The 13,744-nt window shown below is 72.0% G+C and carries 16 protein-coding genes and 1 riboswitch; of the genes, 2 read left to right on the top strand and 14 right to left on the bottom strand.

Features of this window, described 5'->3' with window-relative positions; translation table 11 throughout:
- Positions 1-5: 5 nt before the first annotated feature.
- The 14 genes from NFT33_RS11940 to NFT33_RS11875 all read right to left on the bottom strand — a co-directional run bounded on the left by NFT33_RS11940 (position 6) and on the right by NFT33_RS11875 (position 11,510).
- The gene (locus NFT33_RS11940) at positions 6-563 is read right to left on the bottom strand and encodes an NADPH-dependent FMN reductase (RefSeq protein ID WP_251675556.1); all 558 of its coding nucleotides are present in this window, start codon (positions 561-563) and stop codon (positions 6-8) included.
- A 125-nt stretch (positions 564-688) separates the two neighbouring features.
- Positions 689-1,057 carry a hypothetical protein gene (locus tag NFT33_RS11935; protein WP_251675555.1) on the bottom strand — a complete coding sequence of 123 codons (369 nt, stop codon included), beginning with the start codon at positions 1,055-1,057 and terminating at the stop codon, positions 689-691.
- A gap of 64 nt (positions 1,058-1,121) precedes the next feature.
- Entirely contained in the window at positions 1,122-1,487 is a 366-nt protein-coding gene (locus NFT33_RS11930; RefSeq protein ID WP_251675553.1) for a (2Fe-2S) ferredoxin domain-containing protein, read from the bottom strand.
- Positions 1,484-2,443, bottom strand: coding sequence for a precorrin-3B C(17)-methyltransferase (gene cobJ / locus NFT33_RS11925; RefSeq protein WP_251675581.1), 960 nt, complete (start codon positions 2,441-2,443; stop codon positions 1,484-1,486). The genes NFT33_RS11930 and cobJ overlap by 4 nt, the downstream gene beginning before the upstream one ends.
- 68 nt (positions 2,444-2,511) lie before the next feature.
- Positions 2,512-2,958, bottom strand: a complete 447-nt coding sequence (locus tag NFT33_RS11920; RefSeq protein WP_251675551.1) for a cobalamin biosynthesis protein — start codon at positions 2,956-2,958, stop codon at positions 2,512-2,514.
- Positions 2,955-3,722 carry a cobalamin biosynthesis central domain-containing protein gene (locus NFT33_RS11915; RefSeq protein WP_251675548.1) on the bottom strand — a complete coding sequence of 256 codons (768 nt, stop codon included), beginning with the start codon at positions 3,720-3,722 and terminating at the stop codon, positions 2,955-2,957. The genes NFT33_RS11920 and NFT33_RS11915 overlap by 4 nt, the downstream gene beginning before the upstream one ends.
- Positions 3,719-4,531, bottom strand: a complete 813-nt coding sequence (gene cobI / locus NFT33_RS11910) for a precorrin-2 C(20)-methyltransferase (RefSeq protein WP_251675546.1) — start codon at positions 4,529-4,531, stop codon at positions 3,719-3,721. Before cobI ends, NFT33_RS11915 begins: the two co-directional genes overlap by 4 nt.
- On the bottom strand, positions 4,528-5,853 hold the full coding sequence (cbiE, locus tag NFT33_RS11905; RefSeq protein ID WP_251675543.1) for a precorrin-6y C5,15-methyltransferase (decarboxylating) subunit CbiE: 1,326 nt from the start codon (positions 5,851-5,853) through the stop codon (positions 4,528-4,530). Before cbiE ends, cobI begins: the two co-directional genes overlap by 4 nt.
- Before the next feature lie 12 nt (positions 5,854-5,865).
- A complete protein-coding gene (locus NFT33_RS11900; protein ID WP_251675541.1) occupies positions 5,866-6,990 on the bottom strand; it encodes a cobalt-precorrin-5B (C(1))-methyltransferase in 1,125 nt (374 codons plus the stop codon).
- A 19-nt stretch (positions 6,991-7,009) separates the two neighbouring features.
- Complete coding sequence (locus tag NFT33_RS11895; RefSeq protein WP_251675539.1) at positions 7,010-7,690, bottom strand: precorrin-8X methylmutase; 681 nt, start codon at positions 7,688-7,690, stop codon at positions 7,010-7,012.
- Entirely contained in the window at positions 7,687-8,613 is a 927-nt protein-coding gene (locus tag NFT33_RS11890) for a sirohydrochlorin chelatase (protein WP_251675537.1), read from the bottom strand. Before NFT33_RS11890 ends, NFT33_RS11895 begins: the two co-directional genes overlap by 4 nt.
- On the bottom strand, positions 8,610-9,389 hold the full coding sequence (gene cobM, locus NFT33_RS11885; protein WP_251675535.1) for a precorrin-4 C(11)-methyltransferase: 780 nt from the start codon (positions 9,387-9,389) through the stop codon (positions 8,610-8,612). The genes NFT33_RS11890 and cobM overlap by 4 nt, the downstream gene beginning before the upstream one ends.
- Positions 9,390-10,037, bottom strand: coding sequence for an energy-coupling factor ABC transporter permease (locus NFT33_RS11880; RefSeq protein ID WP_251675533.1), 648 nt, complete (start codon positions 10,035-10,037; stop codon positions 9,390-9,392).
- A 129-nt stretch (positions 10,038-10,166) separates the two neighbouring features.
- Positions 10,167-11,510, bottom strand: coding sequence for a cobyrinic acid a,c-diamide synthase CobB (locus NFT33_RS11875; protein ID WP_251675531.1), 1,344 nt, complete (start codon positions 11,508-11,510; stop codon positions 10,167-10,169).
- Positions 11,511-11,652: 142 nt separating this feature from the next.
- Positions 11,653-11,877: riboswitch (cobalamin riboswitch) on the bottom strand.
- 198 nt (positions 11,878-12,075) lie between these two features.
- On the opposite strand from NFT33_RS11875, the gene NFT33_RS11870 reads away from it, so the two are divergent.
- A complete protein-coding gene (locus NFT33_RS11870) occupies positions 12,076-12,543 on the top strand; it encodes a hypothetical protein (RefSeq protein WP_251675529.1) in 468 nt (155 codons plus the stop codon).
- Positions 12,544-12,585: 42 nt separating this feature from the next.
- Positions 12,586-13,710, top strand: coding sequence for a methyl-accepting chemotaxis protein (locus tag NFT33_RS19415; RefSeq protein WP_473964565.1), 1,125 nt, complete (start codon positions 12,586-12,588; stop codon positions 13,708-13,710).
- Positions 13,711-13,744 lie beyond the last annotated feature (34 nt).

The following is a 13,744-nucleotide window of genomic DNA, read 5'->3' as shown; positions in this document are numbered from 1 at the left end:
GCCGCTCAGCGGCGGATGAAGCGCACGAAGGCGTCGAGCTGGCGGCGGATGTGCTCGCGCGCGTCGCCATCGATCAGCCGGCCGGCGTCGGCATCGACCTTGCTCTGCACCTGGCCGATCATCACCTCGGGCAGGTTCATCACCCGCGCATCCAGCGCGACCAGCACCTGGCGCAGGTGGTACTGCGCTCGCACGCCGCCGAGCATGCCCATCGACGCGCTCTGCAGCGCCACCGGCTTCGCGGACAGCGGCTTGCCCGGCAGGCGCGAGAGCCAGTCCAGCGCGTTCTTCAGCGCGCCCGGCACCGAGTAGTTGTATTCCGGCGTCACGATCACCACGCCATCGGCCGCGAACACCGCCTCGGCCAGCTGCGCCACGCCGTCGGGCAGGCCGGCGTCGAAGGTGTCCTGGTCATAGAGCGGAATGTCGCCCAGCGTCGCATGCAGCGCGATCTCGACATCGGCGGCCACCAGCTCCGGCAGCGTCTGCGCGACCATGCGGTTGAACGAGGCGCGGCGCAGGCTGCCGGTGATGACGAGGAGGCGGGTGCGGGAATCAGACATGGGGAACTCCGTGTTCGGCGCCGGGGCACGGAAGGGTGCGAAGCCGGCATGTCCTCATGGTGCGCCGCAGCGTGCCCCGGCGCTGTCGGCCGGACCTGCGCGGACGTGTCGGACGGGTCCGACGCTCAGTGCCGGTCGCCGGACGGCTCGGCGCCTGTGGATTCCACCTCCAGCGTGCAATCACAGCCGATGCCGGCGGCGATCAGGCGGCGGGCGCTGCGGCGCAGCAGCGGGGCGGCCGGGCGCAGCCAGACGGGCAGCGGCGCGTGCTGGCCGGTCAGCAGGCCGCAGACATAGCGCGCGGCGCCTTCGTCCCATTCGAGCATGCGGCAGGCGCCGTCGCGGCGCTGGCTGGCGAGCATGCCGACCGGGCAGGGTTCGGTCAGGCAGCACAGGCCGCAGCCGTTGCAGGCCTGGCCGGGCGCGGGCTTGCGCGGCGCGTCGGCGCGGATCTGGATGACGCGGCGGTCGGTGGCGGCAGGAGGGACGTCCATCGCGCCAGTGCAGCATGGCACACCGGGGACGGATGCGCCGAAAAGCGCGCCCTCCCCCGTTGCTTCAGCCGCCAGCGCCGTCGTCCGCGCAGGTGCCCGGCCCCTGGTGGAAGACCAGATCCTCGACCGGTTCGCCGCCGACCAGGTGCGAGGCGATGATGCGGTCCATGTTCTGCGGCGTGACGTCGTGGTACCAGGTACCGTCGGGCTGAACGCACATCACCGGGCCGCCCTTGCAGGCGGCGAAGCAGCTCACCCGGCTGCGCTTGACCCGCAGCTCGCCGTCGTTCAGGCCCGCGGCCTTGAACTTCTCGCCCAGGCTGTCGAACAGCGCCTGCGCCTCGCCCTCCTGGGTGCAGCGCGGGCCGGTGCAGACCAGCAGGTGGCGGCGGTAGGCGCCGATTCTGGGCTTGACGGTCGTCTCGCTCATGCTTCGCTCTCCTCGGGCAGATCGGCGGCGGCGGCTTCCAGCGGCTCGTCCAGCGTGGCGCGGATGTAGTCGACGGGCAGGCGGTGGCGCGCGGCGAGCTGCTCGACGCTCTCGCCGGCGGCATGGTCGGCCTGCAGCGCGTCCAGCCAGCCGAGCAGGCCGGTGGAGAGCGAGCGGCCGGCCTTCTCGCCGTCGCGGGTCTCGAAGCCCTGTCCGGCGTCGTACTTGTTGGCATAACCACGCGGCGTGACCATCAGGCCGTCGCGCACGAAGGTGCTGCCGTTGCCGATCAGCACGGTGCTGAGCATGCCGATGTCCTGCTCGGCCATCTGCGCCAGCGTCGTGAAGACGATGTTCTGGCGGCGGCGGTAGGCGCTCTTGACGATCGCCACCGGCGTGTCGGCGCGGCGGTGGCGCAGGAACAGGCGCTGCGCCTCGACGATCTGGCGGGTGCGCCGGCCGCTCTTGGGGTTGTAGAGCGCGACGACGAAGTCGGCCATCGCCACCGCGTCGAGCCGGCGCGCGATCACCGGCCAGGGCGTGAGCAGGTCGGAGAGCGAGATGGCGCAGAAGTCGTGCGTCAGCGGCGCGCCGACCAGCGCGGCGCAGCTGTTGAGCGCCGAGGCGCCCGGCACGATCTCGACCGCGACGTCGCCCTCTGGCGTCCAGCCGGCCTGGAACAGCACCTCGTAGGTCGGCCCGGCCATGCCGTAGACGCCGGCGTCGCCGCTGGAGATCAGCGCCACCTTCCTGCCAGCGCGGGCGGCGTCGAGCGCGCTGACCGCGCGGTCGAGCTCCTCGGTCATGCCCTTGCGCACGACCTCCTTGCCCTCCAGCAGGTCGGCGACCAGCTTGATGTAGGTGACGTAGCCGACCACCACATCGGCCTCGGCGATGGCGCTGCGGGCGCGCGCGGTCATGTGCTCGACGCTGCCGGGGCCGATGCCGACGAGCATGATCTTGCCTGCAGGGGCGGTGGGAACGGCCGCGGGGAAGGCGCTTCCAGCGGGCGGGATCGGATCGTTCACGGGATCTCCGGTTCGGGGGATTCAGGGGATGGGGCCGGGCTGCGCATCCGCGCCACCGACACGGTGGCGTGGCGGCCGTCCGGCCCGCGCAGGCGGTGCTTCTCGACGACCAGCGCGCGCATCTCGTCGGCGCGGCCGGCGGCCAGCAGCGCGGCGGCCTCGCTGACCGATGGCGTGCCGGTGTGGCGGCGCACCGTCTCGGACGGGTTGGGCACCGCGACCCGGGCCAGGACGTCCGGCGCATGGAAGACCGGCGTCCAGCCCTCGGTGCGGCAGAGCGCCAGCAGGCCGGCCTCGTCGGCCTTCAGCGTGATGCTGGCCACCGCCGCCACATCGGCCCGGGTCGCACCGGCCTGGGCCAGCGCCTGGTCGATGGCCTGGCGCAGCGTGGCCTCGTGCGTGCCGCGGTCGCAGCCCAGACCGAGCGCGAGGTGCGGCCTCATGCGGCGGCTTCCTCGCGCGGCGGGCGGTAGACCACCAGGCGCTCGGCCCAGCGCGTCCAGACCTCGGGCGCGATCTCGGCGTGCGTGACCCACAGCACCGCGCGGTGGCGGGCCGGATCGACCTGGTCGAAGCGCGTCAGGCGCTGGATGCTGGCCGGCAGCGGCGTCGGCCGGGTCCACCAGTCGGGGCGGCCGGCCTCCTGCACGAAGGCGATCGGCTCGCCGTTGACCACATGCGCCGAGACGCGGGTGATGTTGATCTTCGGCGCCTCGACGCGCCAGCCCAGCTCGCGGCCGAGGATGTCGACCGGAATCGTGCGTCCGACGTCCGACGCGGTGGTCACCACCGGCGTGGCCTGGATCAGCGCGGCGACCTGCTCTGCCATCGCGTTGGCGCCGCCGACATGGCCAGAGAGCACCGGAATGACGAACTGGCCGGCATCGTCGATCACCGTCACGCCGGGATCGACATCCTTGTTCTTCAGGTGCGGCGCGATCAGCCGCACCACGGCGCCGAGCGAGACGAAGAAGACCAGCTGGTCGAAGCCCTCGAACAGCGGCGCGATCTCGTCGCGCAGCGCGCCCTCGTAGGCGCGCACCGGATTGGCCACCTCTGCGAAGGCGCCGGCGAACCTGGCCGAGGTGCAGATCGACGCCTGCGGCAGCCGGCGCGCCAGTGCCGCGGCCTGCGCGGCGCCGTGCTTCGTGATGGCGACGATGCAGACGCGCGCATCGACAGCGGAAACGGACGGGACAGCGCTCATGCGGCGACTCCGGGAGAGGTCTTCTTCAGGCAGCCGCGAATGCGCTCGCCGCGCACCCGGTGCGGGCTGCGCACGATCATCAGCGAGAGGTAGCTGACCTTGCGCTCGCGCAGCGCGCGCAGGGCCTCGGGCGTGTCGGCGACCTGCTCGTCGGGTGCGCCGCAGCGCTCGACGAAGCTGGCGTGGCCGAGCAGCTCGCGCCGCTCCAGCCAGTCGAGCAGCTCGCCGATCAGCGGCTTGACCTTCAGCAGCACCAGGGTGTCGAAGTCGACCAGCAGCCGGTCGATCGCCGAGACGCCGTAGGCCGCGGGTACCAGCGCCACGGTGTCGTCCTGCTCGCACAGCGGCAGCCCTTGCGTGGCGCAGGCGGCGGTGAAGGCGTTGACGCCGGCCACCACCTCGACCGGCAGCTCGGCGCCCTCTTCCTCGGCCAGCGCACGCAGCGTGCGCGCCAGGTGGCCGAAGGTGGCGTAGGTGCTGGCGTCGCCCTCGACCAGGAAGAGCACGTCCTGCCCGGCGCGCAGCTTGGGCCAGACCACTTCGGCGGCGCGCAGCCAGGCGCGGGCGAGCTTGTCGCCGTCGTGCGTCATCGGGAACAGCAGGCTCTGATGGTCGGTCGGCGGCACCAGGCCCGCGCGCGCGATGATGTCGAAGGCGTAGCTCGGCGTCTTCGTGCTGCGCGCCGGGTAGACCCAGGCGGTGTCGGGGCGCTCCAGCAGCGCCCAGGCGCGCCGCGTGATCAGGCCCGGGTCGCCGGGGCCGAGGCTGACGCCGTGCAGCGTGCCCATCTTCTTCAGGCCCGGATTCATGCGGCCTCCTTGCGGGCGCAGACGATCCACACCGGGTTCTCCGCGGCCATGCGGTGCATGTCGAGAATCGGGCGGCTGCGCGCGGCCTGCAGCTGCAGCACGTCCCAGTCGATCGCATCGGTCGCCACCATCGCCTTGAGCGCCTGCGTGGCCACCGCCAGGTTCTCCAGCGTCACGAAGTTCATCACCAGATGACCGCCCGGGCGCAGCCGGCGCAGGCACAGCGCGATCAGGCTGGAGAGCTCGCCGCCGGAGCCGCCGATGAAGACGGCGTCCGGATCGGGCCAGGCCTCCAGCCCCTCGGGCGCGCGGCCGTGCACCAGCGTGTGGTTGGAGACGCCGAAGGCATCGCGGTTGGCGCGCGCGATGGTGATGTCGGCCTCGTTCTTCTCGATCGCCCAGACGTGGCCCTGCGGGCACAGCCGCGCCGCCTCCAGCCCGACCGAGCCGGAGCCGGCGCCGATGTCCCACACCCTGCTGTCGGCGCGCAGCTGCAGGCGCGCCAGCGATACCGCACGCACCTCCTGCCTGGTGATCAGGCCCTTGTCGGGCTGACGCTGGTGATAGTCGCGGTCGGCCAGGCCGAAGCGCACCGGGTTCGGCCGCGGGCGCACCCGCCACAGCAGCACCACATTGGGATCGGCGAAGGCCTGCGGCGGCGCCTCGGCCACTTCGGCCGGCGCCAGCTCGGCGCGCACCCGCTCGTCCGGCTGCAGCAGCCGCTCGGCCACCGCCATGCGGAAGTCGTCGCCCTGCCCCTCGGCGAGCAGCAGCCGGGCGATGCGCGCGGGCGTGTTCTCGGGGCTGGTCAGCACCAGCAGACGGTCGTGCGCGCGCAGCGCCTGCGCCAGCGCGTGCAGGCCATGCGTGGGCGGCGCACCGACCTGCCATTCGCCGGCGTCCCGGGCGTGGATCGACACGATCTTCGCGTCCTGCCAGACCAGCCCCACGCGCGCGCAGGCCAGCTGCAGCGTCGAGACATTCGGCAGCACCTCGATCGCCTGCACGCACAGCCGCGCGGCCAGGAAGCCGGCGATGCCGTGGCAGAGCGGGTCGCCGGTGGCCAGCACCACCACCTTGCGGCCGGCCTCGCGCGCCTCGCTCACCCAGCCGGGCACGGCGGACAGGCGCCCGGTCAGATCGAGCCGCTCGGCGTCGGGGCGGATCTCGGCCTCCAGCAGCGCGAGCGTGCGCGCGCCGCCGATCACGCGGTCGGCGGCGCGCAGATGCGCCCGCGCCGTCGCGCTCAGGCTGGCCGCGCCGTCGTCGAGCACGCCCAGCACCCGGCAGGGGTTGGGATCCGGAAAGACATCGGTGTTCATCAGCAGTCCTCGTCAGCGGGCCGAACTCGCCTCGGCGATCTTGCGGCCCTCGAAATCGCAGACCAGCACCTGCAGGTGGAAGCGCTGGCCGTAGCGCTCGGGCGCGGTCAGCGTGGACACCACCTTCTGCGCCAGCGCGGCGTGGAACTCGTTCAGCAGCCCGAGCGCCTCCATGCGCTCGGCGGCGAAGCGGGCGGTCTCGGCGGCGGCGATGGCGGCGCACTCGTCGGGCGGCGCGCCGATGCCGGCGGCCAGCTCGGCCAGCAGGCCGGTGTCGACCTCGGCGCGGTTGGCGTGGGTGATGGTCTCGCCCTGGGCGATCTTGGTCAGCTTGCCGACCATGCCGCCGATCACCACCTCGCGCAGCCCCTGCGCCACCGCCTCGTCCAGCGCGTAGCGCAGGAAGTCGCCCATCTGCACGAAGCAGGCGGCGGGCAGCGCGGGGCGCTCCTTCATCGCGAACTGCTCGGTGCGCCCGCCGGTGGTCAGCACGACGACGCCGTGACCGAGGGTGGCGGCCACCTGCACGCCCTGCACCACGCTGGCGCGGTAGGCGGCGGTCGAATAGGGCTTGACGATGCCGGTGGTGCCCAGGATCGAGATGCCGCCCAGGATGCCGAGCCGCGCGTTGAGCGTCTTCTTCGCCATCTCGACGCCCTGGGGCACCGAGATCGTCACCGAGAGCCCGACCTCGTCGAGCAGGCCGGCGGCGACCTCGCGCAGGTTGGCCTCGATGTTGCGTCGCGGCACCGGGTTGATGGCCGGCCCGCCGACCTCCAGCCCCAGCCCGGCCATCGTCACGGTGCCGACGCCGAAGCCGCCGTGCAGCGTGACGACGCCGGGACGGGCCGCATCGATCTGGACATCGGCGGTGAGGTGCGCGCCGTCGGTGCAGTCGGGGTCGTCGCCGGCGAACTTCACCACCATCGCGTGGGCGGCGCGTCCGGTGCCCTCGCCCTCGCAGCGGCCGTCGTGCACGATGAAGCGCACCCGGTCGCCGTTGGGCAGCAGGCTCTCGATCTCGGCCGGCACCGCGCCCTCGACCAGTCCGAGCGCGGCGGCGCGGGCGGCCGCGGCGGCACAGGCGCCGGTGGTGAAGCCGGTGCGCGTGCCGCGCTTGACGGTCTTGTCCATCATGGAAGCGGCCTCTCCAGCGTCAGGCCGCGGCGGCCTTCTGCCGCGCCTCGGCCAGCGACAGCAGCGCGTGCACGGCGGCCACCACCAGCGTCGATCCGCCCTTGCGACCGCGGATGACGATCCAGGGCACGTCGGCGACCTCGGCCATCAGGTCCTTGGACTCGGCCGCCGAGACGAATCCCACCGGCATGCCGACCACCAGCGCCGGGCGCACGCCCGTCTCGCGGATCAGCCGCACCAGCTCGATCAGCGCGGTTGGCGCATTGCCGATGCCCACAATCGCGCCGTCCAGCCGCCCGAGCCGGTGCGCCTTGCGCATCGCCTGCACCGCACGGGTGGTGTCCTCGGCCCGGGCCTGCGCGATCACGTCGGCGTCGCTGATGAACTGGTGCGTCGCCATGCCGAAGTGCGCCAGGCGCGGGCGCGACAGACCGGAGCAGATCATCTCGACATCGGCCACCACCGGCGTGCCGCCGCGCAGCATCGCCGCCACGCCGGCCTCGACCGCGTCCGGGTGGAAGTCGGTCAGGCCGTTGAACTCGAAGTCGGCGTTGGCGTGGATCATGCGGCGCACGATCGGCCACTGCTCGGGCGTGTAGCGGTGCGGGCCGGCCTCGGCGTCAATGATGGCGAAGCTGTCGTGCTCGATCGCCTGGCCGGCGCGGGTGAGCTGCTCGGTGACGGTGTTGACGGTGCTCATGCCGGCTGGGTCTCCACCGGGTGCACGGGAATCACGGCCGGCGCCGGCGCCGGCGCATGGGCGTGCGCATGCTGATGCGTGTGCTCGTGCGAGTGGCCGTGGCCCAGGTCGTGGGCGATCTCGCGGTAGCCGCAGCCGTCGCAGGGCAGCTTGGCTTCGGGCGTGCCGGCCTGCAGGTCGGCGACGCGCTGCTCCAGCAGCTCGAAGATTTCCTTCTCAAACCCGAAGTGCGTCGAGCAGGTGAAGCGGATCCGCGGATACTGCGCGCGCAGGTGCTCGACCTGGCGGTGGATGCGCTGCATCAGCGTGCCGGTGTAGAGGTAGTAGGGCAGCACGACGATCTGGGTCATGCCGATCAGCGCCTGGCGCTGCACCACCCGCTCCAGCCGCGGGAAGGTGATGCCGGTGAAGGCCAGATCGACCAGCTCGTGGTCGCCCTCTTCCTGCAGCCAGCGCGCCATCTTGGCCATGTCGCCGTTGGCGCCGCGATCGGACGAGCCGCGGCCGAGCAGGATCACGCCGGTCGTCGTCGGGTCCGGCATGTCGAGCGCGTTCATGGCCTTGCGCAGCCGGCGCTTGAGGATCGCCAGGATCGGATCGCAGGCGGTGAGGTGCGGGCCGTAGAGGAAGGGGGTGCCGGGGCAGTGCGCGCGGGCGTGCTCGATCGCCTCCGGGATCTCCATCTTCACATGGCCGGCGGCGTTGAGGATCAGCGGCAGCACCAGCACGCGGCGCGCGCCTTGCGCGGCGGCCAGCAGGCCGTCGTGCAGCGAGGGCGGCGCGAACTCGATGAAGCAGACCTCGATGCGCCAGCCTGGCTGGCGGGCACGCCATTGCGCGACGAACTCGCGGATCTCTTCGTTGCCGGATTCCTCGCGCGAGCCGTGGCCGACGAGCAGGATGCAGTCTGGGTGGGAATTCATGCGGAAGCCTTGCGGAAGCGGTGGGTGAAGCCCGGGTCGTAGAGCTTCGACTTGACGAGGTCCGGCCAGTGGCGCGCGCCCAGCGTGGGGCTGGCGATGATCATGGCCTGACTGACGATGCCGGCGTCGCGGCAGCGCTGCTTGATGTCTGAGAGGGTGCCGCGCACGATGCGCTCCTCGCCCGGCCAGCTGGCCTTGTGGACGACGACGACGGGCGCGTCCTCCGGCCAGCCCGCCGCGCGCAGTCCGGCCTCGACCTTGTGCAGCAGCGTGATCGACAGGAAGATGCACAGCGTCGTGCGGTGCGCCGCCAGCGCGGCCAGGTCCTCGCCCGGCGGCATCGGCGTGCGGCCCTCGACGCGGGTGAAGATGACGCTCTGCGTGACCTCCGGCAGCGTGAAGCTCTCGACCGCCGCCGCCGCCGAGGCCATCGCCGAGGACACGCCGGGCACGACACGCACCGGCACGCCGGCGGCGTCGAGCGGCTGCACCAGCTCGATCAGCGCGCCGTAGAGCGCCGGGTCGCCCGTCTGCAGCCGGATCACCGTCTCGTGCGCACCGGCCTGCTCGATCAGCCAGGCGGCCATCTGCGGCAGCGTCATCTCCTTGCTGTCGGCGATGACGCAGCCCGGCGGCGCCCAGCGGGTCGCGGCCTCGTTCACCAGGGAGCCGGCGAACAGGATCGCGCCGGCGCGCTCGATCAGCGCGCGGCCCTTGACGGTCAGCAGCTCCGGGTCTCCGGGGCCGGCGCCGACGAACCAGACGGTGCCGCGCATTCAGGCCGCCCCGGCCAGCGTCAGGCGCTCGTCCAGACAGACCCGCGCCCAGCGCTGCGAGCGCAGTGCCGCGGCGCCACGCACCAGCGCGATGGTGACCAGCGGCTCCAGCGCCACCACACCCAGATAGGACGCCGCGAAGCGGCCCCACTCGGCCAGCGAGACCGCCTGCTCGCCGCTGGCGAGCCAGAAGCCGACCATCAGCGTGACACCGGCGTAGTAGGTACCGTCGAGCTTGAGCAGGGCGGCCAGACCCGGCGTGCCTTCGCCCAGGCGACGGCCCAGCGTGTGGTGCACCGCCAGCAGCGGCACGATCAGCGACAGCGCATTGACCGCCAGATGCACCAGATCCTGCGGCTCGAACAGCAGGCCCTGCATCAGCAGGCCCAGCGCGAAGCCGAAGAGGGTCGGCAGCAGGCCGAACAGCACATAGACGGGCATCGCGCCGATGAAATGCAGCTCGGACGGTCCCACCGGCAGGTGGAAGCTCTCCATGAAGACCGAGAAGAAGACCGCCGCCAGCAGCGTGCGCAGCCACAGGGCGGGCCGGCGCATCAGTGCTGGTGCATGCGCGGCCAGCAGGCCGACGGCAGCCACATTGGCGGCCATGATCTTGGCATCGGACAGGAAGCCGGGTTCGATGTGCATCGTGAAATCTCCGTGGGCAAAGGGACAGGAAAGGGAGTAGGGAACAGACAGGCAGGCGCGAGCCGGCCCGGCACGGGGCCGCCAGGGCTCCGCGCGCATCAGGTCAGGCGTGTCGGGAAGGACGGGCCCTCAGCCGCCGGGCGGCGGCGTGGCCGGATCGAACAGCGCCGCGATCGCGCTCGGGTTCGACGGGAAGTAGAGGTGCAGGAAAGAGGCGTGCAGCCGGCCGAGGCGCCAGACGGATTCCGGCCGGCCGTGGTCGCGCTCGGCGCGGGTCTGGCCGACCGGCTCGAGCGTGCTCTCGAACTGGCCGTGGTGGAAGGTGTGGCCGCGCACCGTGCCCTCGGGCAGGTCGGCGGCGTGCATCCCGAGGTTGACCAGGCGCGGCTGCATCCGGCCCTCGCCGGGCAGCAGGCCCCACATCGCAGCGCGTCGGCCGGCCAGATCGCTCAGGCCGTTACCCAGCGCGAGCAGGCCGCCGCATTCGGCGACGATCGGCCGGCCGGCGGCGTGAAAGGCGCGGATCGTGTCACGGGTGCGGCACGCCTCCTCCAGCCGCTCCAGATGCAGCTCCGGATAGCCGCCGGGCAGGTAGAGCGCATCGGCCTCGGCCGGCACCGGCTCGTCGGCCAGCGGCGAGAAGAAGACGATGCGTGCGCCGAGCTGCTCCAGCATGTCGACGTTGGCAGGGTACAGGAAGGCGAAGGCGTCGTCGCGGGCGATGGCCACCGTGCGGCCGGCCAGGCGCCGCGGCGGGGCGTCGACCTCGGCCGGCGCGATGAAGCGCACCGGCGCGGGCAGCGGCGGCGCGGCACGCGCGACCACATCGGCTGCGCCTTCCAGCCGGCGCTCCAGGTCCGGCAGTTCGGCCGCCTGAACCAGGCCCAGGTGGCGCGAGGGCCACTCCAGCGCCTCGCAGCGCGGCAGCGCGCCGAATGCGGCCATGCCCGGCGGCAGGCTCTCGATGACCATGCGCGCATGGCCCTCGCTGCCGACGCGGTTGGCGATCACGCCGGCGAAGTCCAGCCCCGGCCGGTACAGCTTCAGCCCGAGCGCGATCGCGCCGAAGGTCTGCGCCATCGCGCTGGCGTCGATCACCGCCAGCACTGGCAGCCCGAGCCGCTCGGCCAGCGCCGCGCTCGAGGCACTGCCGTCATGCAGGCCCATCACGCCTTCGACGAGGATCAGGTCGGCCTCGCCAGCGGCCTGCCAGAGCAGCTCGCGGCAGTGATCCTCGCCGCCCATCCACAGGTCGAGCTGCCGGCACGGCGCGCCGCTGGCGTGCTCGTGCACCATCGGATCGATGAAGTCGGGGCCGGTCTTGAACACCCGCACCCGCAGGCCCTGGCGGCGCCAGTGGCGGGCCAGCGCGGCCGTCACCGTGGTCTTGCCCTGGCCGGAGGCCGGCGCGCTGACCAGCAGCGCGGGGCAGAGGCGGTCGGGCCGCCCGGAAGGAATATCGCTTGTCGTCATGCCTGTCGGCCGCACGCCCCGTGCGGCTGTCGCGAGAGAATCGCTGGCGGCATCGGGCGGGGTCGGACGGGACAGGACCGGGGCCGGTCCTGCACGGGCTCCGGTGGAGTCCCGTGTCGTCCGGCCGCCGCCCTCCGCGGTGCCAGTGCGCATGCTTCAGGCCGGTATCCGGGCTGGCGAGCGCGGGAGTCACCCTCTCGGGCGATCCTGCCGATCGGGTCGCCTTCCCGGAACCGGGGCTCCAGTGGCATCGTGACCTGATCTTCTCTCGCTGACCGTTGCGGGGGCAGCGCCGGCATCTCACCGGCTTCCCGTTTAAATCCGGCCGTTCTTCACGAACCGGATCACCTGCAGCAGCGTGCAGTCTATCAGCTTCGGCAGCTCGGGCACCAGTCCCCATGCGTACCGGTCCGCCTGCTGCAAAAGGACGGAAAACCCGCGCAAATCCCTCCATGGCTGCGGGAATGCACATGATCGAATCACTGTGCCCTGACCCCGATCTGCCGCCGTCGATGACCGGACGGGAGTCGCTGTCCCCTCAGTCCAGAACATTCGGAGCCCGTCCATGGCGCTGGTGACCAAGCATCGAGAGACCGTTCATGAACCCGTGGCCGCACCGGTCGTCGCGCGAGGCGTGACCCGGGCAATGGCCCGCGACGCCGAGGCCGGCCGCAAGCGCGCACGCACGCTGGCCAAGCAGCAGCAGGTCGCCGAGCGGGTGGCCAGCGCATCGAGCCAGCTGTCGGCCGGCATCAACGAGGCAGCCTCCGCCTCCGAAGAGCTCAAGCGCGCGGCCGACCAGATCGCCAGCGGCGCCGAGGAAGCCTCGGGCGCCGCCCAGGAATCGCTCGCCGCGATCACGCAGGTCAGCGCTTCGATCGCCCGCCAGCTGTCCGCGGTCAACAATTCGCGCGCCAAGGCCGACAGCATGCAGGCCACCACCAGCCGCATCGATTCCGAGGTGCGCGCCACGGTGGCCAATGTCACGCTGGCGGCGCGCCGCCAGGCCGAGTCGGTGCAGCGGGTGGCCTAGCTCGAGCGCCAGGCGGCCAACATCGGCGACATCGTCAAGGCGGTGGCGCGCATCGCCGACCAGACCAATCTGCTGGCCCTGAATGCCGCGATCGAGGCCGCACGGGCCGGTCAGCACGGCAAGGGTTTCGCGGTGGTCGCCGACGAAGTGCGCACCCTGGCCGAGACCAGCGAGAAGAGCGCCAAGCAGATCCAGGATCTGGTCGGCCAGATCCAGGGCGAGGTCAAGGCCATCGCGGCCGGCATCAACCAGTCGTCCGAGACGATCGCCGGCGAGGTCGAGAAGAGCGAGCAGATCCTGCGCCAGCTCGACCGGGTGCGCCATGACGCGGCCGACATCGTGGCCGGGGCCGGCGAGATCTCCGCCGCAGCCCAGCAGGCCAGCGTGGCCTCGCAGCAGGCGCTCAAGGGCGCCGAGCAGATCGCCGCGGCGGCCGCGCAGCAGTCCTCCGCCTGCGAGGAGGCGGCCAAGACGGTCGACGAGCAGAGCGCGGCGCTGTCCGAGTGCGAGCAGACCTCGCAGAACCTGTCGGAGATCGCCGACGAGCTGAAGAACTCCTCGGACATCGGCAAGAGCGCCGAGGAAGTCGCCAGCGCCGCCGAGCAGCTCGCCGGTGCGGTGCAGGAGATCAACCGCTCGGCCGCGCAGATCATGGTGGCGCTCGACGAGATCCGCAAGGGCGCGCAGACCCAGGCCTCGGCCACCGCCGAGTCCGCCGCGGCGATCACGCAGATCGAGCGCGGCGCGCAGATCGCCTCCGAGCGGGCGCAGAACGCGCGTGAGCGCTCCAGCACGATCCGCGCCCTGATGATCGACAACAAGCAGATGATCGAGGGGCTGGTGAGCAGCATCTCGGACAGCGTGGCCTCCACCCGCACCAGCCTGCAGCAGATCAAGGAGCTGGAGCTGGTCAGCCGCAAGATCGACAAGATCGTCGATGCCATCACCCAGGTCTCGATCCAGACCAACATGCTGGCGGTCAACGGCTCGATCGAGGCGGCGCGTGCCGGCGAGTACGGCAAGGGCTTCGTGGTGGTGGCCACCGACATCCGCAATCTCGCGCATGACTCGGCCGAGAATGCCGACCGCATCAAGGATCTGGTCAAGGGCATCCAGGACCATCCCTTTCAAGGTGCCCGCCAGGGAGCCAGTAAGCTGGGGGAATGAAGAAGCCACAGGAGAACGAGATCTGGGAAGCGGT

The organism is Sphaerotilus sp. FB-3, assembly GCF_023706025.1.
Lineage (GTDB): Bacteria > Pseudomonadota > Gammaproteobacteria > Burkholderiales > Burkholderiaceae_C > Sphaerotilus > Sphaerotilus sulfidivorans.
This window is presented reverse-complemented; position numbering and strand designations above follow the sequence as displayed.